The organism is Xanthomonas bonasiae, assembly GCF_017163705.1.
GTDB lineage: Bacteria > Pseudomonadota > Gammaproteobacteria > Xanthomonadales > Xanthomonadaceae > Xanthomonas_A > Xanthomonas_A bonasiae.
In genome coordinates, this window is sequence record NZ_JAFIWB010000025.1 from 1 (window position 1) to 20923 (window position 20923).

Genomic DNA, 20923 nt, shown 5'->3' on the forward strand with positions numbered 1-20923 from the left:
GGTGCGGACGGGGGGCAGGGGCGCGGCGGGCCGCGCAAGCGGCGCCGGGATGGTGCGAAAGAGGGGACTCGAACCCCTACGCCTTGCGGCACTGGTACCTAAAACCAGGGCGTCTACCAATTCCGCCACTTTCGCGCTGCAGCGCCGGAAGCGCTCGCCCGCGCATTGTTGCAGGCCTGCCGGCAAAGAAAAAGGCATCCGTCGGAGCCGATGCCGCTCCGCTCGATCCACCGCCGAGGAGCCGACGCTTGCGCGCAGCGATCGAAAACCGACGCCGCCCGGGCGGGCGATCAATGACTTACGCGGGTCGGCGCCGCCAATGACCCGCCATGCGCAGAGCGCCACCCCGGGTTCGGCCATCCCCCTGCTGACGACGCAAAGCGCAGCCTGTTTCAGCCCCGGCCGCCCTTGGGCGCTCTGCGCCGCCCCCGCACCGCCGCTGGCGCCAGCACGAACGCCAGCGACATCGGCCGATCGCGCGACGGATCGCGCGGGCGGCTCAGCAGGTCGCATAGCCGCTCCAGCAGCGCATTGGCCTCGGCCAGTTCCGCCTGGTTGAGCCAGCCCTTGTTGCGCGCCGCCCACAATTGCCGGCCGGGGCCGTCGACCTCGACATTGCGCTGTTTCAAGGCGGCCTGGAAATCGCGCTCGGCGACCTGCGCCAGCCCCTTGGCGTAGGCAGCCAGGGCCGCGGACGCCTCGTCGCTGGCCAGGTCGTAGGACAGGCGCAGCGGCACGCCTGCAGCGCCCGCCAAGCGGAAGACACGCTCCCCTGCGGCGCCCTCGCCTTCCTGCACGAGGCCGCCCTCCGCGAGGAGCTGCAGATGGTAGTAGAGCCCGTCCGCCGGCCGCCCCAATTGCTCGGACAACTCGGCGACGGTCGCCATTCCCCCCAACGACGCCAGCGTGTCCACGAGTTCCTGGCGCACCGGGGACGCCAACAGACGGATATGCGCCGGATCCCGGATCGCGGTGGCGTCGAACGGCTGCTTGGCGTTTTTCGTCATGTTGAAATTATATGGTATTTTTTCAAAACATTTCCGGGGGATCTTCATGCGAAGGCCGCAACCGCTCCATGCATTCCTTTTCTTCCTTGCCGTGGCGTCGGCACTGGCGCCAACGGCCAAGGCGGCCGAACGATACAGCCCGCAGCAGATCCATGCCGACCTCGACGCGCTGCAGGCGGGGATCGCAGCGACCCACCCTGATCCGTCGCATTCGGTCGATCCGGCACAGCTCCAGCTTGCCATTGACGCCTTGCGGCAGCGGGCTTCGACCGGGCTGGACCGCGATGCGGCCTGGCGGGACTTCTCCACGCTCAATCCACTGCTTGCGGACGGCCACTTCTTCGTCGGCTACGCCGACTGGCGCGCAGAGACGGAACAGCATCTGCGCGAAGGAGGCGCCCTGTTTCCCTTCGAAATTACGGTCGATGCGCAAGCGCGGGTGCGAATCCTCTCCGAGCTGGGCGGCGCTGCGACGGCACTTTCCGGCAGATCGGTCGAGACCATCAATGGCGTTCCCGCAGGCGACGTCGCGCGCGCACTGCTCGCGCATGTGCACGGCGACAGCGCGCGTTTCCGCGCCGACCTTCTGTCGCGGCGCTGGTGGTTCTTCTACTGGAAAGTGTACGGCGCGCCCGCGTCGTTCGAACTGACGCTCGCCGGGCCTGCGCAGGCGCGGCTGCGCAGGCCCGCAAGTCGCGCACACCCTTCGATCCTGGTCGGCGAGGACGATTTCGACAGGCAATTCGCCTTCGAACTGCGCCCGGGCACCGCCGCGGTCATGACCATTCGGACCTTTTCGTGGCCCGAGCAGACGGCATTCGAGGAGTTCACCCGCCGCGCGTTCCAGCAGATGCAGGCAAGCGGCACGCGCACGCTGATCATCGACGTGCGGCAGAACGGCGGCGGCAACGATGCGATGTGGCTGCAAGGGCTGCTGCCCTACATCGCCGACCGCCCCTATCGATGGGCGTCGCGCTACACCAAGAAAGTGCTCCGCGACGACCCGGCGAAACACGAACTGCAGGGCCAGGTGCTGAGCGGAACCGTGGACACATGGAGCGCTCCGCGCACCGACGATCCGCTGCACTTCGGCGGCAAGGTCTACGTGCTGATCGGCCGCGGCACCTATTCCTCGGCGGTGCTGTTCGCCGACACGATGCAGGACTTCGGCTTCGGAACGCTGCTGGGCGAAGGCGCCAGCGTCAGGAGCACGCAGACCGGCGGCGTGCAGAAGATCGCGCTGCCGCAGACGGGACTGGTGCTGTGGGCGCCGCGGCTGCTGCTGGTGCGGCCTTCGGACGCAGCGACGCCACTGTGGCTGACGCCGGACATCGGCATCGACGACGATCCGTTGCATCCCGACGCGATGGTGGACGCTGCGCTGGCGATCGCGGCGGCGAAACGCTGACCGCGTCGCGCGGAAGCGACGCCATGGCCGGCATGCACTTGCGCACGTTCGACGCACAAAAAAACAGCCACTTGGCTTGCGCTAAGTGGCTGCTTGATTTGGTGGGCCGTCAAGGATTCGAACCTTGGACCTATTGATTAAGAGTCAACTGCTCTACCAACTGAGCTAACGGCCCTGAAACTGAGTCGCGCATCTTATGCGCTTTTTTGCTTCGTTGCAACACCCCGCGAAGCAGCGGGTCACACGATCAATGGGGTGGCTGAGGGGACTCGAACCCCCGACATCTGGAATCACAATCCAGTACTCTAACCAGCTGAGCTACAGCCACCATTGAACTCTTGCAACACCCTGTCCGGCACCGGTGTGGCGCGCCCGACAGGAATCGAACCTGTAACCGCCGGCTTAGAAGGCCGGTGCTCTATCCGGTTGAGCTACGGGCGCCCGGACCGGATTGTCGCATTCCTCTCCGCCGTTTGGGCATCGGATTGGTCGGGGTAGAGGGATTCGAACCCCCGACATCCTGCTCCCAAAGCAGGCGCGCTACCAGACTGCGCTATACCCCGGCGGAACACCCTCGCGGCCGAGGCCGGAAAGGTCGGCTATTGTGGGAACCTCGCGGCCCGGTGTCAACGGCACATCGCATTCGCACCGCCTGCGCTATCCTCGCCACTTGCGGCCGATACGGGCCAATCGTCTTTTTTACAGGGAGAAACAGCATGATCCGCAGCGGCAACCCCGCCTTGAAGGAATCCACCTTCCTCGACCTCGGCAGCGGCGCGGTGGTCTCGCGCGACGGCGAGGCGATGACGCTGAACGGCACCATCCACAAGACCGGCGCCTTGCTGCTGTTGACCGTGCTGACCGCGGCGTTCGCCTGGAGCCAGTCGATCTCGATCGACGGCGCCGGCAAAGAAGTGATCGCGCCGGGCATCATTGGCTACGTGCTGGGCGGCGCCATCGGCGGCTTCATCCTGGCCATGATCACCACCTTCAAGAAGACCTGGGCGCCGATCACCGCGCCGCTGTACGCGCTGGTGGAAGGCTTCTTCCTGGGTTCGATCTCGGCGATGTACGAAGTCCGCTTCAACGGCATCGTGCTGCAGGCGGTGCTGCTGACCTTCGGCACCCTGTTCGCGCTGCTGTTCGCCTACCGCAGCGGGATGATCAAGGCCACCGAGAACTTCAAGCTGGGCGTGGTAGCGGCCACCGGCGGCATTGCGCTGGTGTACCTGGCGACCATCGTGCTCGGCCTGTTCAACATCCAGATTCCCTATATCCACGCTTCCGGCACGGTCGGCATCCTGTTCAGCCTGTTCGTGGTGGTGGTGGCGGCGCTGAACCTGGTACTGGATTTCGACTTCATCGAAACCGGCGTGGAACAGGGCGCACCGAAGTACATGGAGTGGTACGGCGCGTTCGGGCTGATGGTCACCCTGGTGTGGCTGTACATCGAGTTCCTGCGGTTGCTGTCGAAGTTGCAGTCGCGGAATTAAGCAGGGAGTCGGGAATCGGGATTGGGGAATCGCAAGAGCGGCTCCCTGTGATCGATGCGCGGAAGTGGCTTCAGACGAACTTCCGAACAGAACTTCCGAACAAAAGAAAAGGGCGCCTGGAGGCGCCCTTTTCTTTTTTGCGATCTTCCGGCGCGCTCAGAGGCGGCTGGCGATGGCCTTGGCGAAGCCCATGGTGTTGCCGCTGCCGCCCAGGTCCGGGGTCAGCCCGTCCTTGGCTTCCAGCGTGGCGACGATGGCGCTGCGCAGGCGCTCGGCGTTCTGCGGCTGGCCGACATGGTCCAGCAACTGCGCCGCGCCCAGCAGCAACGCGCACGGGTTGGCCTTGCCCTGCCCGGCGATGTCCGGGGCCGAGCCGTGCACGGCCTCGAAGATCGCCGCGTCGACGCCGATATTGGCGCCCGGCGCCAGACCCAGGCCGCCGACCAGGCCGGCGCACAGGTCCGACAGGATGTCGCCGAACAGGTTGGTGGTGACGATGACGTCGAACTGCTCCGGACGCATCACCAGCTGCATGCAGGCGTTGTCGACGATCATTTCCTGGAACTCGATCTCCGGGTAGTTCGCGGCCACTTCGCGCGCCACCTTCAGGAACAGGCCGGAGGTGGACTTGATGATGTTGGCCTTGTGCACCGCGGTGACCTTCTTGCGGCCGGTCGCACGCGCCAGGTCGAAGGCGTAGCGGACGATGCGCTCGGAGCCCTTGCGGGTCACCTTGGCCATCGACACCGCGGTCTCGCCGTCGGCCGACACTTCCTGGCCTTCGCTCAGGTAGGCGCCTTCGGTGTTCTCGCGCACGGTGATCAGGTCCACGCCGGCGCCGAAGCGCGACTTGGTGTTCGGGAACGACTTGGCCGGACGCACGTTGGCGTACAGGTCGAACTGGCGGCGCATGGCCACGTTGATCGAGCTGAAGCCTTCGCCGACCGGCGTGGTCAGCGGGCTCTTCAGCGCGATCTTGTTCTTGCGGATCGAGTCCAGGGTGGCGGCCGGCAGCAGATCGCCGTGCTTCTCCAGGGCGACCAGGCCGGCGTCGGCGTATTCGTAGGTGAGGCCGGCGTTCAGCGCGTCGAGCACGAACAGCGTGGCGTCCATGATCTCGGGGCCGATGCCATCGCCACGAATGACCGTGATTGTCTGCGTCATAGGATTGGGGTTTCCGTACAGAGGGGGAACGCGCCGACCGGAAGCCCGGGCTGCAGGCGCAAGGAGGTTTCACCAGTAATTATGCCCGAAGCCGGTGAAGGTCCCCAAAACCAGGCAGGCGCAAAACGCAGCGCGCCGCCCGCAGGCGGCGCGTCCCAGGCCGATCCGGCGCTACTCAGCCGTGCGCGTGTTCCGCCGGCGCAGCGGCGGCGCCTTCCTCGAGCTTGTCGAGGAAATCCACCGCCCGGCGCAGGTGCGGAATCACGATCGAGCCGCCGACCACCAGCCCCACCGAGAAGGTCTCGAAGAACTCGTCGCGCTGCACGCCGGCCTCCTTGCACTGGGCCACGTGGTAGCTGATGCAGTCGTCGCAGCGCAGCACCAGCGAGGCGACCAGGCCGAGCAGTTCCTTGGTCTTCACGTCCAGCGCGCCGGCCTGGTAGGTCTGGGTATCGAGCGCGAAGAAGCGCCGCACCACCTGGTTCGGCTCGGCCAGGATGCGCTGGTTCATGCGCTGGCGGAATTCGGTGAACTCGCGCAGCCGGTCCTGGCCGTCGCCACCCTCGCCGCCCGCCTGCGCTGCGCTCATGCCTGCGCCTCGGGCGCCTGGCCGTCGAGCAGCGGCTGCAGCTTGCCGGCGCGGTGCAGCGCCATCATGTCGTCGTAGCCGCCGACATGGGTGTCGCCGACGAAGATCTGCGGCACGCTGGTACGGCGCGCCAGGGCCACCATCTTCTCGCGCTCGGCCGGGTCCAGGTCGATGCGCACCTCGGTCCAGCTGCGGCCCTTGCTTTTCAGGAAGTTCTTGGCCGCCACGCAATACGGGCAGATCGCGGTGGAATACAGGGTGATCGGCGGGCCGCCGGCCTGGCCGTCATCGGTAGCTTGGGTGTCCACGGGAAACTCCGGGCGAGAAATGGGGTCCAAGCCACTATGGTAGCGGCCAGGTGGATTTTCGAGTCCGCTGCCGCAACACTGCAGATCACACAGGTTCAACCACCCTGGATTCACCCGCCGCCGCCGCGGCACCCCGCCCTGCCCTGGAGCCTCACTTGCGCCCGCTGCCGCTTGCCTTCGCGATCACCCTGGCTACCGCCGCCGCCATCGCGCCGGCGCAGGAGAACAAGCTGCCGGACATCGGCTCCTCGGCCGGCGAGCTGCTGACCCCGGCGCGCCAGGCCGAGTACGGCAAGATGATGCTGGCCGAGCTGCGCAACTACGACTACGTACTCGAAGATCCGCTGATCGACGACTGGCTGCAGACCATGGGCACCCGGCTCGGCGCCAACAGCGACCAGCCGCAGCAGAAGTACACGTTCTTCATGCTGCGCGACCGCCAGATCAACGCCTTCGCCACGCTGGGCGGCTATGTCGCGGTCAACGCCGGGCTGGTGCTAACCGCCGAGCGCGAGGACGAGGTCGCTGCGGTGCTGTCGCACGAGATCGCGCACATCACCCAGCAGCACGTGCTGCGCGGGGTGGAGCGGGCGCAGCGCGACCAGGTGCCGATCCTGCTCGGCATGCTCGCCGCGGTGGTCGCCGCGCAGCAGGCCGGCGGCCGCTCCAGCGGCGACGCCACCCAGGCGGCGATCGCCAGCGGCCTGGGGCTGATGCAGCAGCGCCAGATCGACTACACCCGTTCCAACGAGTCGGAGGCCGACCGCCTGGGCATCCGCACCCTGGCGCGCAGCGGCTACGACGTGGACGCGATGGCCGGCTTCTTCGAGCGCATGTCGCTGGCGATGCGCGGCAATCAGGGCGGCTACAGCACCCCCGACTACCTGATGACCCACCCGGTCACCACCACCCGCATCAGCGAGGCGCGGCAGCGCGCCGAACAGATGAAGAAGAACACGGTGACCGTGACCACCAGCGTGCCCGGCGGCACCTTGCGGGAGCGGGTCGACCCCAACGACGTGTCGCTGAGCCAGCCGCTGGGCGCGCCCAGCAATCCGCTGCTGCCCGGGCGCCTGCAATTGCCGTTCGAGACCTATTCGCGCGGCGCCAGCGGCCAGTTCGAGTGGGCCCGCGAGCGCCTGCGCGTGCTCAGCGCCAATACCCCGGCCGATGCGGTCCGCGAGTACGAGGGCCTGCGCCAGGGCAGCAAGCAGGGCCTCAGCGACGCCCAGCGCTACGGCCTGGCACTGGCCCGGCTGCGCGGCGGCGGCAGCCCGCAGGACGGCATGCAGACCCTGGAAGACCTGCTGAAGGCACATCCGGACAGTTGGTGGCTGAGCCTGGCGGTGGCCGAGGCCGAGTCGCGCAACGGTCACAGTCAGCAGGCCAACCCGCGCTTCGACGCCCTGCTCAAGCGCCTGCCGAGCAACCGCGCGGTGGCGCTGACCTATGCCACGGCGCTGAACGAGCAAGGCGGCCGTGCCGCCGGACAGCGCGCGCAGGCGGTGTTGCGCCCGCTGCTGAGCGCGGCCGCCGACGATCCAGTGTTCCAGCGCACCTTCGCCCGCGCCTGCGAGCTGGCCGGCGACGGCAACCGCGCCGGCGAAGCCTATGCCGAGGCCGCCTACCTGAACGGTCGCCCCGAGCAGGCGCTGATCCAGTTGAACAACCTGAAGAAGCGCGACGACCTCGATTACGTGGCGCGCGCGCGCATCGATGCGCGGATTGCCGCGATCACGCCCACGGTGCTGGAACTGCGCCGCCAGGGCGTGCAGGATCCGGATGTGAAACAGCGCTGAAACGCAGTGTGGCGGCGGTCATCGAATAGTAATAAAACCGTAGTCTACTGGCGACCTCTCCTCCCAGTCCCACGGTGCCGTCGTGCAGAAACGCATCCTGATCGTCGACGACGAACCCGCCATCCGCGACATGGTGGCGTTCGCCCTGCGCAAGGGCGACTTCGAACCGGTCCACGCCGGCGACGCGCGGGAAGCGCAGACCTCCATCGCCGACCGCGTCCCCGACCTGATCCTGCTGGACTGGATGCTGCCCGGCACCAGCGGCCTGGAACTGGCCCGGCGCTGGCGCAAGGATGCGATGACCCGCGAGGTGCCGATCATCATGCTCACCGCGCGCGGCGAGGAAAACGACCGCGTCGGCGGCCTGGAAGCCGGCGTCGACGACTACGTGGTCAAGCCGTTCTCCGCCCGCGAGCTGCTGGCGCGGATCCGTGCGGTGATGCGGCGGACCCGCGACGACGACGAGGACGGCAGCGTCTCGGTCGGCAGCCTGCGCATCGATGGCGCCGCGCACCGGGTGTTCGCCGGCGACGCGCCGGTGCCGATCGGCCCCACCGAATACCGCCTGCTGCACTTCTTCATGACCCACCCCGAGCGCGTCTACAGCCGCGCGCAACTGCTCGACCACGTGTGGGGCGGCAGCGTCTACGTCGAGGAGCGCACCATCGACGTGCACATCCGCCGGCTGCGCAAGACCCTGGAGCCGTTCGCGGTGGAGAACATGGTGCAGACGGTGCGCGGCTCCGGCTACCGCTTCTCCTCGTCCATCTGACTGTCGCCGTCGCCTGCTATAAACGGCGGACGACGAATACGATCCATCGCGACAGAGCGCGCTCCCGATGCCCCGCCACATGCGTTACGCCTGGCTCAAGACCCTCGGCACCCTCGCCGCACTGCTGTTGCTGGCGGTGCTGGTCGGCTGGGTCGGCGGCCATGTGTGGATGGCCCTGACCCTGACCTCGCTGACGGTGATGGGCTGGCACTACTGGCGCCTGCGCCGCGTGTTGCGCCGGCTGACCGCGCGCCAGCGCTGGGAACCGCCGGCCGGCACCGGCGTGTGGAACGAACTGGACCGGCTGCTGTACCGCAGCCAGGCGGAAATGCGCACGCGCAAGCGGCGCCTGCTGGACATGCTGCGCGCCTACCGCGCCGCCGCCGCCGCGCTGCCCGACGCGGTGGTGGTGGTGGACCGCAACAGCCAGCGCATCCAGTGGTTCAACGAAGCCGCCGGCACCCTGCTCGGCCTGCGCCATCCCGGCGACCTCAACGTGCCGGTGGTGGAACGCCTGCAGCCGATGCCGCTGGCGCACTGGCTGGCCGGCGGCCGCAACGCCGAGCCGATGCTCGACACGCCCTCGCCGATCGACGACCGGCTGCGCCTGAACCTGCGCCTGATCCCCTACTCCGACGACTACTGGCTGCTGGTCGCGCGCGACGTCAGCAAGCTGCTGCAGCTGGAGCAGGTGCGCCGCGACTTCGTCGCCAACGTCTCGCACGAACTGCGCACGCCGCTGACCGTGGTGCACGGTTACCTGGACATGCTCGACCCGGAGGATTTCCCCGATTCCGGGCCGATGATCGCCGAGATGCGCAAGCAGTCGCAGCGCATGACCCAACTGGTCGAAGACCTGCTGACCCTGTCGCGGCTGGAATCGCAGGAACACGCCAACGAAGAGAGCATCGCGATGGCGCCGATGCTGGCCACGCTGCGCCGCGAGGCCGAAGCGCATAGCCAGGGCCGGCACCGCATCGAGGTGCACGACGAGGCCGACCTGGACCTGGTCGGATCCAACAAGGAATTGCACAGCGCGTTCTCCAACCTGGTCACCAACGCAGTGCGCTACACCCCTGCCGGCGGCTCGGTCAGCATCACCTTCGCCCGCGAAGGCGACGGCGCGGTGCTGTCGGTGCGCGACAGCGGCTACGGCATCCCGTCGCACCACCTGCCGCGCATCACCGAGCGCTTCTACCGCGTGTCCAGCAGCCGTTCGCGCGAAAGCGGCGGCACCGGGCTGGGGCTGTCGATCGTCAAGCATGTGCTGGGCCTGCACCAGGCGCGGCTGGACATCGAAAGCGAAGTCGGCAAGGGCAGCACGTTTTCCTGCCACTTCGGCGCCGGGCGCGTGCATCCGCGGCACGACCATGCCACCCTGACCTCCGCCTAACGAGTACCGCCATGCCACGCGCCGCCGCTTTGCCGCCCACGCCACCACCGGACGTTCCCAGCGACCCGCTGCGCGACCCGTCGCTGTATCTCAACCGCGAACTGTCGCAACTGGATTTCAATTTCCGCGTGCTGGCGCAGGCGCAGGATCCGAGCGTGCCGCTGCTGGAGCGGCTGCGTTTCCTGTGCATCTCCTGCACCAACCTCGACGAGTTCTTCGAGATCCGCGCCGCCACCGTGCGCCACGCGCTGGAATTCGGCTTGCCGCCGGCGCCGGACGGGCTGAGTTCGAGCGCGGTCCTCAACACCATCCACGACCGTGCCGCGCAGCTGGTCGACCATCAGTACCGCTGCTGGAACGAAGTGCTGCGGCCGGCGCTGAAGGACGCCGGCATCGGCGTGCTCGGCCGCAACAGCTGGAATGCGCGGCAGAAGCGCTGGCTGCGCGCCTATTTCCGCAACGAGATCATGCCGGTGCTGTCGCCGCTGGGCCTGGACCCGGCGCATCCGTTCCCCAAGATCCTCAACAAGTCGCTGAACATCGTGGTGGTGCTGAAGGGCACCGACGCGTTCGGCCGCGTCGGCCACCTGGCGATCGTGCGCGCGCCGCGCTCGCTGCCGCGCATCATCCAGCTGCCGGAAAGCCTGTCCGAAGGCGGACAGAGCTTCGTGTTCCTGTCCTCGGTGCTGTCCACCTTCGTCGACGAACTGTTCCCGGGCATGGAGGTGATGGGCTCCTACCAGTTCCGCGTGACCCGCAATTCCGAGCTGGTGGTGGACGAGGAGGAAGTGGAGAACCTGGCGCTGGCGCTGCGCGACGAACTGGTCAACCGCGGCTACCGGCCGGCGGTGCGCCTGGAGATCGCCGAAGACTGCCCGAAGTCGATCGTGCGCACCCTGCTGCAGAACTTCGAGTTGCCGGAAAACGCGGTCTACCGCATCAACGGCCCGGTCAATCTGAGCCGGGTCAACCAGGTCTACGACCTGGTGCAGCGCCCGGAGCTGAAGTACCCGCCGATGAATCCGCGCACGCTGCGCGACAGCGACGGCATCTTCGCCATCGTCGCCGCCGACGACGTGCTGCTGCACCACCCGTTCGACGCGTTCACCGCGGTGCTGGACCTGATCAAGCAGGCCGCGGTGGACCCGCAGGTGCTGGCGATCAAGCAGACCCTGTACCGCACCGGCAAGGACTCGGGCATCGTCGATGCGCTGGTGCTGGCCGCGCGCAACGGCAAGGACGTGACCGTGGTGGTCGAGCTGCGCGCGCGCTTCGACGAGGAAGCCAACCTGGGCCTGGCCGATCGCCTGCAGGAAGCCGGCGTGCAGGTGGTATACGGCGTGGTCGGCTACAAGACCCACGCCAAGATGCTGCTGATCGTGCGCCGCGAGGGCCGCAAGCTGCGCCGCTACGTGCATCTGGGCACCGGCAACTACCACAGCGGCACCGCGCGCGCCTACACCGACCTGAGCCTGATCACCGCCGACGCGGACATCTGCAACGACGTGCATCTGCTGTTCCAGCAGCTGTCCGGGCTGGCGCCGAAGATCCGCCTCAAGCGCCTGCTGCAGTCGCCGTTCACCCTGCACCCGGGCGTGCTGCACCGGATCGAGCGCGAAACCAAGCTGGCCCTGGCCGGGCGCCCGGGCCGCATCATCGCCAAGATGAACGCGCTCAACGAGCCGCAGGTGATCCGCGCGCTGTACGCGGCCTCGCAGGCCGGGGTGAAGATCGACCTGATCATCCGCGGCGCGTGCACGCTGCGTCCCGGCGTGCCGGGCGTGTCGGACAACATCCGGGTGCGTTCGATCGTCGGCCGCTTCCTCGAGCACAGCCGCATCTACTGGTTCGGCAACGACGGCGCGCCGGAACTGTTCTGCGCGAGCGCCGACTGGCTGGAGCGCAACCTGCTGCGGCGCGTGGAGACCTGCTTCCCGATCCTGGATCCGGATCTGGTCAAGCGCATCCATCGCGAGGTGTTGCAGAACTATCTGGCCGACAATCTCAATGCGTGGGAACTGGACGCCAGCGGCGCCTATCGCAAGCTGGCGCCGGGCCAGGACCAGCCGCCGCATTCGGCGCAGCTGACGCTGCTCGACGGGCTCTGAGCCACGCCACCTGCGCGCCGATGGACGGCAGCCGCCGTGCATCGGCTACCATTCCGCCCATGCCTTCCATCTCCCCGTACACGCCGTTGCGCGATGGCGACCTGCTGGCCGCCATCGACCTGGGTTCCAACAGTTTCCACATGGTCGTGGCGCGGTATCAGCTCGGGCAGCTGCGGGTGGTGGACCGCCTGCGCGAGACCGTGCGCATGGCCGATGGACTGGACAACAAGGGCGGGCTGTCGGCCGAAGCGCGGCAGCGCGCGCTGGAATGCCTGGCGCGCTTCGGCCAGCGCATCCGCGACGTGCCGTCGCTGCACGTGCGCGCGCTGGCCACCAACACCGTGCGCCAGCTGCGCTCGCCACAGGCGTTCCTGATCCCCGGCGAAACCGCGCTCGGCCATCCGATCGAAGTGGTCAGCGGCCGCGAGGAAGCGCGCCTGATCTACCTGGGCGTGGCGCATGCGCAGCCGCCCAAGCCGGACCAGCGCCGGCTGGTGATCGACATCGGCGGCGGCTCCACCGAATTCATCATCGGCCGCGGTTTCCAGACCCTGGAGCGCGAAAGCCTGCAGGCCGGCTGCATCGCCAGCACGCGGCGCTTCTTCCCCGGCGGCAAGCTGTCGAAGAAGAAATGGAAGGACGCGCTGACCGAGATCGGCGCCGAGTTCCAGCAGTTCGCCGGGCTGTACCGCACGCTGGGCTGGGACGAGGCGCTGGGTTCGTCGGGCACGCACAAGGCGATCGGCGAGATCTGCGCGGCGATGAAGCTGACCAAGGGCGCGATCACCGCCGAGGCGCTGCCGCTGCTGCGCGAACGCCTGCTGCTGGCCAAGCGCATCGAGGACATCGACCTACCCGGCCTGTCCGCCGACCGCCGGCCGATCATCGCCGGCGGCGTTCTGGTGCTGGAAGCCGCGTTCCAGGCCCTGGGCCTGCAGCGCCTGATGGTGAGCAAGGCGGCCATGCGCGAAGGCATCCTGTACGACATGCTCGGCCGCGGCGGCGAGAACGATCCGCGCGAGACCGCGATCGCCGCGCTCACCCAGCGCTACGGCATCGACGAGGCGCAGGCCGCGCGCGTGGAGGCCACCGCGATGGCGCTGTTCGCGCAGGTCGCCACCGATTGGGCGCTGGATGCCGACGACGAACGCATGCTCGGCTGGGCCGCACGCCTGCACGAGTTGGGCCAGGCCATCGCGCACAGCCAGTACCACGTGCACGGCGCCTACGTGCTCGAGCACTCCGACATCGCCGGCTTCTCGCGGCAGGAGCAGCAGGTGCTGGCGACGCTGGTGCGCACCCATCGCCGCAACGTGCCCAAGACCGCATTCGACGCCCTGCCCGACCGCCTGCTGCTCAGCGCCAAGCGCAAGGCCGCGCTGCTGCGGCTGGCGGTGCTGCTGCATCGCGCGCACGAATCCGAGCCGATCCCGTCGCTGGACCTGAAGGCCAGCGGCGACGACCTGCACCTGATCCTGTCGCAACCGTGGATCGAATCGCGGCCGCTGCAGCGCGCCGACCTGATCGGCGAAGTCGAGGGCATGGCGGGGTTGGGGATCAATTTCCGGCCGTTTGTGGCCTGAAAGCCGGGATTGGGGAATCGGGAATCGGGATTCGTCAAAGCTGGGCTGCTGGAGCGCTTTTTGCGAGCCGCATCGCCCTTATCGGGGGCCGCTGGTGAAAGCGCGGCTAAACGCCCTGGGCCGGCGTCATCATTCCTACATGCGGCGGACATGTTCGCTTCACCGCCTCGCGCGAAGCTTTGGCAAACCGGAGCCTGAAGCATGCGCTACGCGATCGTCACCGAGACGTACCCCCCTGAGGTCAACGGCGTCGCGCTGACCGTGCAGGGGCTGGAACTGGGATTGCGTGCGCTCGGCCATCAGGTCGACGTGGTGCGCCCGCGCCAGGTGGGCGACCACGACGACGATGCGCTGCTGGTGCGCGGCGCGGCGCTGCCGCGCTACCCCGGCCTGAAGTTCGGCCTGCCCGCGCCGCGGCGCCTGTCCCGGCTGTGGCAGGCCGCGCCGCCGGACGCGGTCTACATCGCCACCGAAGGCCCGCTCGGCTGGTCGGCGCTGCGCACCGCGCGGCGCCTGGGCATCCCGATCGCCACCGGCCTGCACACCCGCTTCGACGAATACCTGCCCCAGTACGGCGCCGCCTGGCTGCAGTCGACCGCGCTGCGCTGGATGCGGCGCTTCCACAACCAGGCCGACGCCACCCTGGTGCCGACCCGCGAGTTGCTCGGCTTCCTCGCCGGGCAAGGCTTCGAGCGCGCACGCCTGCTGGCGCGCGCGGTGGACAATCGCCAGTTCGAACCGCAGCGCCGCGACGCGGAACTGCGCCGCGAGTGGGGCCTGGAGGCGGACGGTTGCGCGGCCCTGTACGTCGGCCGCATCGCTTCGGAAAAGAACCTGCCGCTGGCGGTGCGCGCGTTCCGCCAACTGCAGCGGGTGCGGCCGGAGGCGCGCTTCGTCTGGGTGGGCGACGGCCCGATGCGCGAGCGCCTGGCGCAGGAAAACCCCGACTTCATCTTCTGCGGCGTGCAGCGCGGCGACGCGCTGGCGCGGCACTTCGCCAGCGGCGACCTGTTCCTGTTCCCCAGCCGCAGCGAGACCTTCGGCAACGTGACCCTGGAAGCGATGGCCAGCGGCGTGGCCACGGTCGCCTTCGACTACGGCGCGGCGCGCGAATACCTGCGCGACGGCATCAACGGCGCGGCGGTGGCCGACGACGACGGCTTCGTGGCCGCGGCGGTACGCCTGGCCGGCGACGACGCCCTGCGCCGGCAACTGGGCGAGGCCGCCTGCGCGGCGATGCAGCAGCTGCGCCCGGAACAGGTCGTGGCCGATTTCGAGGCGCTTCTCGGCGAACTGGCTTACATCAGGAGGACCCATGTCGACGCGGCTTGAGATTCTGCGCGGACACGAAACCCGCTGGTGCCGGCAAGCCAACCACTGGTGCCGGCGGCGCTCGGTGCGGCGCTTCTTCGCGCTGATCAGCCGCCTCGGCGACGGCGTGTTCTGGTACGCGCTGATGACCTTGCTGGTGGTCTGCGACGGCATGGGCGGCGTGTTCGCCTCCGCGCACATGGCCGCCACCGGCGTGGTCGCGCTGAGCCTGTACAAGGGCCTGAAGCGCTGGACCCGGCGCCCGCGCCCGTACGCGGCCGACCTGCGCATCCGCGCCTGGGTGGCGCCGCTGGACGAGTTCAGCTTCCCGTCCGGGCACACCCTGCATGCGGTGTCGTTCGGCATCGTCGCCCTGGCCTACTACCCGTGGCTGGCGCCGCTGCTGATCCCCTTCATCGCCTGCGTGGCGCTGTCGCGGGTGGTGCTGGGCCTGCACTATCCCAGCGACGTGCTCGCCGCCACCGCGATCGGCGCGCTGCTGGCCGGGGTGTCGCTGTGGGTGGTTCTGTAGCCGGGATTGGGAATTCGGGATTGGGGATTCGCAGCAGCGGGAGCTGACGCCGGCACGACGGACGTCGCCAATCCCGAATCCCCAATCTCCAATCCCGGCTCCATTACAATGCGGCAATGACCACGTTGTTCATTTCCGACCTGCATCTGGATCCGGCCCGGCCGGCGATCACCGCGCTGTTTCTGGACTTCCTGCGCGGCGAAGCGCGCGGTGCCGAGGCGCTGTACATCCTCGGCGACCTGTTCGAGGCCTGGATCGGCGACGACACGCCGTCGGAAACGGCCGACGCGGTGGCGCTGGAGCTGCGCGCGCTGAGCGACGCCGGGGTGCCGGTGTTCTTCATGCACGGCAACCGCGATTTCCTGCTCGGCGCCGACTATGCGCGCCGCGCCGGCATGCGCCTGCTGCCGGATCCGTGCGTGATCGATCTGTACGCCGAGCCGACGCTGTTGCTGCACGGCGACCTGCTGTGCACCGACGACACCGCCTACCAGGCGTTCCGCGCGCAGACCCGCGACCCGGCGTTCCAGCAGCAGTTCCTGGCGCAGCCGCTGGCCGCGCGCATCGCCTATGCGCAGCAGGCGCGCGCCGCCAGCCAGGCGCGGCAGGCGGAAATGAAGCAAGGCGACCGCGCCCAGTTCGAAACCGTCACCGACGTGGCGCCGGACGAGGTCGTGGCCAGCTTCGCGCGCTACGGCGTGGCGCGGATGATCCATGGCCATACCCACCGCCCCGCCGTGCACGCGCTGGACGCCAACGGCCGCAGCTGCACCCGCATCGTGCTCGGCGACTGGTACGAACAGGGCTCGGTGCTGCGCGTGGATGCGCAGGGCTGCCGGCTGCAGCAGCTGTAATCGGCAGCGGCGGGAAACGCACGCGCAGAGCCCGCGACGGTTACAGCATGCCGCCGGCGTTGTCGCGCACACGTTGCGCATAGCCGACGAAATCGCCCTCGGCCACGTCGTACCACAGGATCGCGCCGGAGCGTTCGACCCGGTAGCGGTCCCGGACCGGTGCGGTCTGCGGATCGCCCGGACAGCCGTCGCCGTGCTTCTCGCGCACCGCGAAATCGATCGCGGCGGAGGCGCTGGCGGCGGGTTCGGTGGTCGCCGACGGCGAGGCAGCGGCGTCGGCGGCTGCGGGTTCGGCGTCGGTCTCGGCGGCGTATTGCAGGCACTGCGCATCGGCGTAGACGTGGTCGGCCGCCAGACGCGTCTCCAGCATGTCCAACGCGCGGGTTTCGTCGAACGCCGCCGCAGGCGCATCGCCCGTGGCGGGTGCGGTCGCGGGGGCCGCAGTGGTCGCCGGCGCCTGCGGCGGTGCGGCTGGTGGATCCGCCGCCGGGCCGCAGCCCATGCTCAACATCGCCAGCGCCAAGGCCGCCGGCAGGCCAATGCTCTTCAACACCATCGCCGATTCCAGGAGTAATGAGCGGTACGCGCCCGGCGCTGCCGGACACGTCGTCGCTCAGCATAGCCGAAGCCGGATGCCACGGCGTCCGGCTGGCCTGCTGGATCGGCAAGCGGAACGCCCCGGCGCAGGCCTGGCGCGGCCTGCACCGGAGCGCCCCTTGAACGCGCTACATCAGCGGAACGCGGCGACCGCCGCCTTGGTATTGACCAGCACGCGCTGGTTGTCCGCAGTGCTGGCATTGCCCATCGGCACGCCGCCGTAGGAAATGTTCGGATTGGACCAGTAGTTCAGCCGCGGGCAGCTGACCGGGCAGTTGTAGGCCATGATCGTGCGCCAGCTGTTGCCGTAGCGATAGCCATGGCCGTAGGCGTACGGCGAGGTGCTCGAATCGGTGGCGACGTCGTGGCGCGCGCTCTGCAGGTGGCCGATCTCGTGCGCGAAACTGTAGTAGCCGGTGGCGCAATCCCAGTACACCGCGGCGAACGCGGTAGCCGCGGTCGAACCGATCCCCGAGGCCAGGCCGCAGTAGCTGCTGTTGTCGATGATCAGCACGCCGACGTCGGCGGCCACGCTGTTGCGCGTGGTGTGGATGCTGTCCATGTAGCCGTCGCTGGTGCCGCGGAAGCGGCTCAGGTCGGTGGTGAAGTCGCCGGACTCGGTGTAGCTGGTGGTCTGGTAGCCGGCCAGTTGCATGGTGATGCCGACGTTGCTGTTGGTGTAGCCCTGGTTGGACTCGGCGACCGCCAGCTGCACCAGCGACTGCATGTTGCCGCCGTAGCTGGTCACCGCCTGGTTGGTGGCCACCACCAGCACGCGGATGGTCGCCGGCGAGCCGGACGAGGCGGCGGCGGCGGTGGCGCGGTCGTCGACCACGGCCTGCGGCATCTGGATGGTCGGCAGCAGCGCGTACTCGGCCGGATGCTCGGCCGGCATGCGGCTCTCGTCGACCTCGACCAGCACGTGGCCGCCGCCGGCGATCGGGCGCAGGTGGAACAGCGTGCCGTTGCTGCGGATGCTGCCGGTGACGGTGTCGCCGCTGCGCACCAGGATCGCCGAGTTCAGCGGATCCAGACCGGAGCGCGCGCGCGACTTGGCCGCGGCGGCGTTGCCGAGGTTGCCGTACCAGATGCTGTTGCCGCCTTCCAGCTGTTCGGTCCTGGTCTGCGTGGCGGTGACGCGCTGGCCCAGCAGGTCCAGCTCCAGCTGCGCCTGCGTGGCGTCCACCGCGGCGGCGTCCACGCGCACGCTCTGCACCGCGCCGGTGGACGGATTGGCCAGCACCCGGCTCAATGCGGGCTCGCCGGGGATGGCCTTGGAAATGTACTGGCTGCTCTGGAACAGGGGTTTTCCGGCCGCGGAAGCGGAACCGGCGACACACAGGGCAAGCATCGCGGTAAGGCAGCACATCGACTTCATGTCGTACTCCCAGGGGTGGTGAGAAGAGACGGAGCGTCGTCCCTCGCGCAGAAGGCGTCGGGCACAGCGCACGGGGGATTCCGATTAGCCGCTCAGCCAACGTTCAGCGCAAGCAACAAAATCGATCGCGTGTCCACTCAGAGATGGCCATTCCAGTTAGCGCCGTGATCGGCATCCATGCGCTGCCCTCACAGCACGCGGCCACCGCCATGGGCAGGACAGAGGCGCACGCCAAACGGCGATCGTTCGGGAACCGTCGCGCCGGCCTGCCGGGTAACGCCGGCCGCTTCGCCGCGCGGCAGCGCGCCGCCTCAGCCGGCTTGGCGTAGCAAGGCGAGCAGTTCGTCCTCGTCGAAACCGGCCAGCAGCCGCGCCGGCAGGTTGAACGGGCCGTGCAGGTAGCCGCCGGCGTATTCGCGCAGCAGCTCGGCGAACCGCGCGCGCGGCTCGATGCCGGCGCGCGCGCAATACCAGCGGTACCAGCGCGAGCCGGCGGCGACATGCGCCACTTCCTCGCGCAGGATCAGTTCCAGGATCTCGACCGTGGCGGCGTCGCCGAGCGCGCGCAGCTTCACGATCATGCCCGGGGTCACGTCCAGCCCGCGCGCCTCCAGCACGCGCGGCACCAGGGCCATGCGCGCCAGGCCGTCGTGCGCGGTCTTCTCGCACATCTCCCACAGCCCGTTGTGCGCGGCGAAATCGCCGTAGTCGTGGCCCAGCGCACGCAGCCGGTCGCGCAGCAGCGCGAAATGGCGCGATTCGTCGGCGGCCACCGCCACCCAGTCGGCGTAGAACGCGTCGGGCACCCCGCGGAAGCGGTACACCGCGTCCCAGGCCAGGTCGATCGCGTTGAGCTCGATGTGCGCGATCGCATGGATGAAGGCGGCGCGGCCCTCGGCGCTGCCCAATCCGCGCCGCGGCAGGTCGCGCGGATGCACCAGCAACGGCCGCGGCGGACGCCCCGGCATGCGGATCGGTTCGGGCTCGGCGGCATCCGCCGGCACGCGCAGCGCGCCGGCGGCGAACGCGGCAGCGTAGCGCTGGGTCAGTGCGACCTTGTCCTCGGGCGCGCTGGCGGCCAGGCACAGCCGCGCCGCTTGCAGCAGATCCCCGCCGGCGTGCGCGTCGTGCATCGGTGCGCCACGCAACACCGCGTCAGGCGCGGCGCTTCTTCTTCGCTTCGTCCGAACGCAGCTGCATGATGCGCTCGAAGTAGCCCGGCTCGATGCCGGTGGTGTATTCGCCGTTGAAGCACGAGGAATCGAAGGTCTTCAGTTCCGGGTTGCCCTCGCGCACCGCGGTCTCCAGGTCTTCCAGGTCCTGGTAGATCAGCCAGTCGCAGCCGAGGAATTCCTGGATCTCCTGCTCGCTGCGGCCATGCGCGATCAGCTCGTCGGCGGCCGGCATGTCGATGCCGTAGATGTTCGGGTAGCGCACCGGCGGCGCGGCGCTGGCCAGGTACACCTTGCGCGCGCCGGCCTCGCGCGCCATCTGCACGATCTGCCGGCTGGTAGTGCCGCGCACGATCGAATCGTCGACCAGCAGCACCACGCGGTTGCGGAATTCCAGGTGGATCGGATTGAGCTTGCGGCGCACCGACTTCACCCGCTCGACCTGCCCCGGCATGATGAAGGTGCGGCCGACGTAGCGGTTCTTGACGAAGCCCTCGCGGTACTTCACCCCGAGCACGTTGGACATCTCCAGCGCGGCGTCGCGCGAGGTGTCCGGGATCGGAATGATGGTGTCGATGTCGTGGTCCGGGCGCAGCCGCAGGATCTTCTCGCCCAGCTTCATGCCCATGCGCATGCGCGCCTTGTGCACCGAGACGTTGTCGATCATCGAGTCCGGGCGCGCGAAGTACACGTACTCGAAGATGCACGGGGTGTGGTCGGTCGGCGAGGCGCAGACCTCGGAGAACAGCTCGCCGCGGCCGGTGATCACCAGCGCCTCGCCCGGGCGCACGTCGCGCAGGCGGGTGAAGCCGAGGATGTCCAGCGCCGAGGATTCGGAAGCGACGATGTATTCGTCGCCTTCCACGCCCTCGCGCTTGCCCAGCACCAGCGGACGGATGCCGTGCGGGTCGCGGAACGCCACCAGGCCCAGGCCCAGCACCACGCTGACCACCGCATAGCCGCCCTTGCAGCGGCGGTGCACGCCGGCCACCGCGCGGATCGCCGCTTCCGGAGTCAGCATGCGCTGCGCGTCCAGCTCGTAGGCGAACACGTTCAGCAGCACTTCGCTGTCCGAATCGGTGTTGATGTTGCGCCGGTCGGCCTCGAACACCTGCTGGCGCAGCGCCTCGGTGTTGATCAGGTTGCCGTTGTGCGCCAGCGCGATGCCGTAGGGCGAATTGACGTAGAACGGCTGCGCCTCGTCCATGCCTTCCGAGCCGGCGGTGGGATAGCGGCAATGGGCGATGCCCACCCGGCCTTCCAGCACCGCCATGCGCTTCTCGTCGAAGACGTCGCGGACCAGGCCATTGGCCTTCTGCACGCGCAGGCGGGTGCCATCGGCGGTGGCGATGCCTGCGGCATCCTGCCCGCGGTGCTGCAGCACGGCCAGGCCGTCATACAGTTGCGCTGCGACATTCTGATTGCCGACGATTCCGACGATGCCACACATTTGAA

18 protein-coding genes and 5 tRNA genes are annotated in these 20923 nt (G+C 68.7%); 10 read left to right on the plus strand and 13 right to left on the minus strand.

The annotated features are described in order from the left end of the window. Positions 1-50 precede the first annotated feature (50 nt). Positions 51-135: transfer RNA gene (locus JR064_RS17850), tRNA-Leu, on the minus strand. Positions 136-392: 257 nt separating this feature from the next. Beyond that, entirely contained in the window at positions 393-1007 is a 615-nt protein-coding gene (locus JR064_RS17855) for a winged helix-turn-helix domain-containing protein (protein ID WP_206230633.1), read from the minus strand. On the opposite strand from JR064_RS17855, the gene JR064_RS17860 reads away from it, so the two are divergent. Then, the gene (locus tag JR064_RS17860) at positions 991-2415 is read left to right on the plus strand and encodes a S41 family peptidase (RefSeq protein ID WP_206230634.1); all 1425 of its coding nucleotides are present in this window, start codon (positions 991-993) and stop codon (positions 2413-2415) included. The genes JR064_RS17855 and JR064_RS17860 overlap by 17 nt on opposite strands. 99 nt (positions 2416-2514) lie before the next feature. Here the strand turns inward: JR064_RS17860 and JR064_RS17865 are convergent. The 4 genes from JR064_RS17865 to JR064_RS17880 form a co-directional block, all read right to left on the minus strand. Beyond that, a tRNA-Lys gene (locus JR064_RS17865) sits at positions 2515-2590 on the minus strand. 76 nt (positions 2591-2666) lie between these two features. Further along, a tRNA-His gene (locus tag JR064_RS17870) sits at positions 2667-2743 on the minus strand. Between the two features lie 36 nt (positions 2744-2779). Continuing rightward, positions 2780-2856: transfer RNA gene (locus JR064_RS17875), tRNA-Arg, on the minus strand. A 45-nt stretch (positions 2857-2901) separates the two neighbouring features. After that, a tRNA-Pro gene (locus tag JR064_RS17880) sits at positions 2902-2978 on the minus strand. A 153-nt stretch (positions 2979-3131) separates the two neighbouring features. Here JR064_RS17880 and JR064_RS17885 point away from each other — a divergent pair. After that, positions 3132-3908 (plus strand): Bax inhibitor-1/YccA family protein, encoded by a 777-nt coding sequence (locus JR064_RS17885; RefSeq protein ID WP_206230635.1) that lies wholly within the window; start codon positions 3132-3134, stop codon positions 3906-3908. Positions 3909-4064: 156 nt separating this feature from the next. Here the strand turns inward: JR064_RS17885 and JR064_RS17890 are convergent, their stop codons facing one another. From JR064_RS17890 to grxC, 3 genes are all read right to left on the minus strand, one after another. Further along, the gene (locus tag JR064_RS17890) at positions 4065-5072 is read right to left on the minus strand and encodes an isocitrate dehydrogenase (protein ID WP_179570629.1); all 1008 of its coding nucleotides are present in this window, start codon (positions 5070-5072) and stop codon (positions 4065-4067) included. A 175-nt stretch (positions 5073-5247) separates the two neighbouring features. After that, a complete protein-coding gene (locus JR064_RS17895; protein WP_185820828.1) occupies positions 5248-5661 on the minus strand; it encodes a carboxymuconolactone decarboxylase family protein in 414 nt (137 codons plus the stop codon). After that, positions 5658-5969 carry a glutaredoxin 3 gene (gene grxC, locus JR064_RS17900; RefSeq protein WP_179570627.1) on the minus strand — a complete coding sequence of 104 codons (312 nt, stop codon included), beginning with the start codon at positions 5967-5969 and terminating at the stop codon, positions 5658-5660. Before grxC ends, JR064_RS17895 begins: the two co-directional genes overlap by 4 nt. Positions 5970-6124: 155 nt before the next feature. On the opposite strand from grxC, the gene JR064_RS17905 reads away from it, so the two are divergent. From JR064_RS17905 to lpxH, 8 genes are all read left to right on the plus strand, one after another. Next, positions 6125-7768, plus strand: coding sequence for a M48 family metalloprotease (locus JR064_RS17905; protein ID WP_185813687.1), 1644 nt, complete (start codon positions 6125-6127; stop codon positions 7766-7768). An 82-nt stretch (positions 7769-7850) separates the two neighbouring features. Beyond that, positions 7851-8540 (plus strand): phosphate regulon transcriptional regulator PhoB, encoded by a 690-nt coding sequence (phoB, locus tag JR064_RS17910; RefSeq protein WP_003468516.1) that lies wholly within the window; start codon positions 7851-7853, stop codon positions 8538-8540. 67 nt (positions 8541-8607) lie between these two features. Then, on the plus strand, positions 8608-9933 hold the full coding sequence (gene phoR, locus JR064_RS17915) for a phosphate regulon sensor histidine kinase PhoR (protein ID WP_179570625.1): 1326 nt from the start codon (positions 8608-8610) through the stop codon (positions 9931-9933). 11 nt (positions 9934-9944) lie between these two features. Further along, positions 9945-12041: a polyphosphate kinase 1 gene (gene ppk1, locus JR064_RS17920; protein WP_191825040.1), complete on the plus strand. Its 2097-nt coding sequence runs from the start codon at positions 9945-9947 to the stop codon at positions 12039-12041. A gap of 59 nt (positions 12042-12100) precedes the next feature. Further along, positions 12101-13624, plus strand: coding sequence for an exopolyphosphatase (ppx, locus tag JR064_RS17925; protein WP_179570623.1), 1524 nt, complete (start codon positions 12101-12103; stop codon positions 13622-13624). Positions 13625-13825: 201 nt separating this feature from the next. Further along, positions 13826-14956, plus strand: coding sequence for a glycosyltransferase family 4 protein (locus tag JR064_RS17930; protein ID WP_206230636.1), 1131 nt, complete (start codon positions 13826-13828; stop codon positions 14954-14956). After that, complete coding sequence (locus JR064_RS17935; RefSeq protein WP_179570621.1) at positions 14940-15467, plus strand: phosphatase PAP2 family protein; 528 nt, start codon at positions 14940-14942, stop codon at positions 15465-15467. The genes JR064_RS17930 and JR064_RS17935 overlap by 17 nt, the downstream gene beginning before the upstream one ends. 116 nt (positions 15468-15583) lie before the next feature. Further along, the gene (gene lpxH, locus JR064_RS17940; RefSeq protein ID WP_179570620.1) at positions 15584-16321 is read left to right on the plus strand and encodes a UDP-2,3-diacylglucosamine diphosphatase; all 738 of its coding nucleotides are present in this window, start codon (positions 15584-15586) and stop codon (positions 16319-16321) included. Positions 16322-16361: 40 nt separating this feature from the next. Here the strand turns inward: lpxH and JR064_RS17945 are convergent, their stop codons facing one another. From JR064_RS17945 to purF, 4 genes are all read right to left on the minus strand, one after another. Then, the gene (locus tag JR064_RS17945) at positions 16362-16877 is read right to left on the minus strand and encodes a hypothetical protein (protein WP_206230637.1); all 516 of its coding nucleotides are present in this window, start codon (positions 16875-16877) and stop codon (positions 16362-16364) included. Positions 16878-17051: 174 nt separating this feature from the next. Further along, positions 17052-18296: a zinc-dependent metalloprotease gene (locus JR064_RS17950; protein ID WP_206230638.1), complete on the minus strand. Its 1245-nt coding sequence runs from the start codon at positions 18294-18296 to the stop codon at positions 17052-17054. Between the two features lie 311 nt (positions 18297-18607). Then, entirely contained in the window at positions 18608-19429 is an 822-nt protein-coding gene (locus tag JR064_RS17955; RefSeq protein ID WP_206230639.1) for a ferritin-like domain-containing protein, read from the minus strand. Positions 19430-19451: 22 nt separating this feature from the next. Further along, on the minus strand, positions 19452-20918 hold the full coding sequence (gene purF / locus JR064_RS17960; protein ID WP_179570616.1) for an amidophosphoribosyltransferase: 1467 nt from the start codon (positions 20916-20918) through the stop codon (positions 19452-19454). Positions 20919-20923: the final 5 nt, after the last annotated feature.

Coding starts and splice junctions, on each gene's coding strand:
- JR064_RS17855 (WP_206230633.1), bottom strand. CDS start 1,007: ATGACGAAAAACGCCAAGCAGCCGTTCGACGCCACCGCGATCCGGGAT.
- JR064_RS17885 (WP_206230635.1), top strand. CDS start 3,132: ATGATCCGCAGCGGCAACCCCGCCTTGAAGGAATCCACCTTCCTCGAC.
- JR064_RS17890 (WP_179570629.1), bottom strand. CDS start 5,072: ATGACGCAGACAATCACGGTCATTCGTGGCGATGGCATCGGCCCCGAG.
- JR064_RS17895 (WP_185820828.1), bottom strand. CDS start 5,661: ATGAGCGCAGCGCAGGCGGGCGGCGAGGGTGGCGACGGCCAGGACCGG.
- phoR (WP_179570625.1), top strand. CDS start 8,608: ATGCCCCGCCACATGCGTTACGCCTGGCTCAAGACCCTCGGCACCCTC.
- ppk1 (WP_191825040.1), top strand. CDS start 9,945: ATGCCACGCGCCGCCGCTTTGCCGCCCACGCCACCACCGGACGTTCCC.
- ppx (WP_179570623.1), top strand. CDS start 12,101: ATGCCTTCCATCTCCCCGTACACGCCGTTGCGCGATGGCGACCTGCTG.
- JR064_RS17930 (WP_206230636.1), top strand. CDS start 13,826: ATGCGCTACGCGATCGTCACCGAGACGTACCCCCCTGAGGTCAACGGC.
- JR064_RS17935 (WP_179570621.1), top strand. CDS start 14,940: ATGTCGACGCGGCTTGAGATTCTGCGCGGACACGAAACCCGCTGGTGC.
- lpxH (WP_179570620.1), top strand. CDS start 15,584: ATGACCACGTTGTTCATTTCCGACCTGCATCTGGATCCGGCCCGGCCG.
- JR064_RS17945 (WP_206230637.1), bottom strand. CDS start 16,877: ATGGTGTTGAAGAGCATTGGCCTGCCGGCGGCCTTGGCGCTGGCGATG.
- JR064_RS17950 (WP_206230638.1), bottom strand. CDS start 18,296: ATGAAGTCGATGTGCTGCCTTACCGCGATGCTTGCCCTGTGTGTCGCC.
- JR064_RS17955 (WP_206230639.1), bottom strand. CDS start 19,429: ATGCACGACGCGCACGCCGGCGGGGATCTGCTGCAAGCGGCGCGGCTG.
- purF (WP_179570616.1), bottom strand. CDS start 20,918: ATGTGTGGCATCGTCGGAATCGTCGGCAATCAGAATGTCGCAGCGCAA.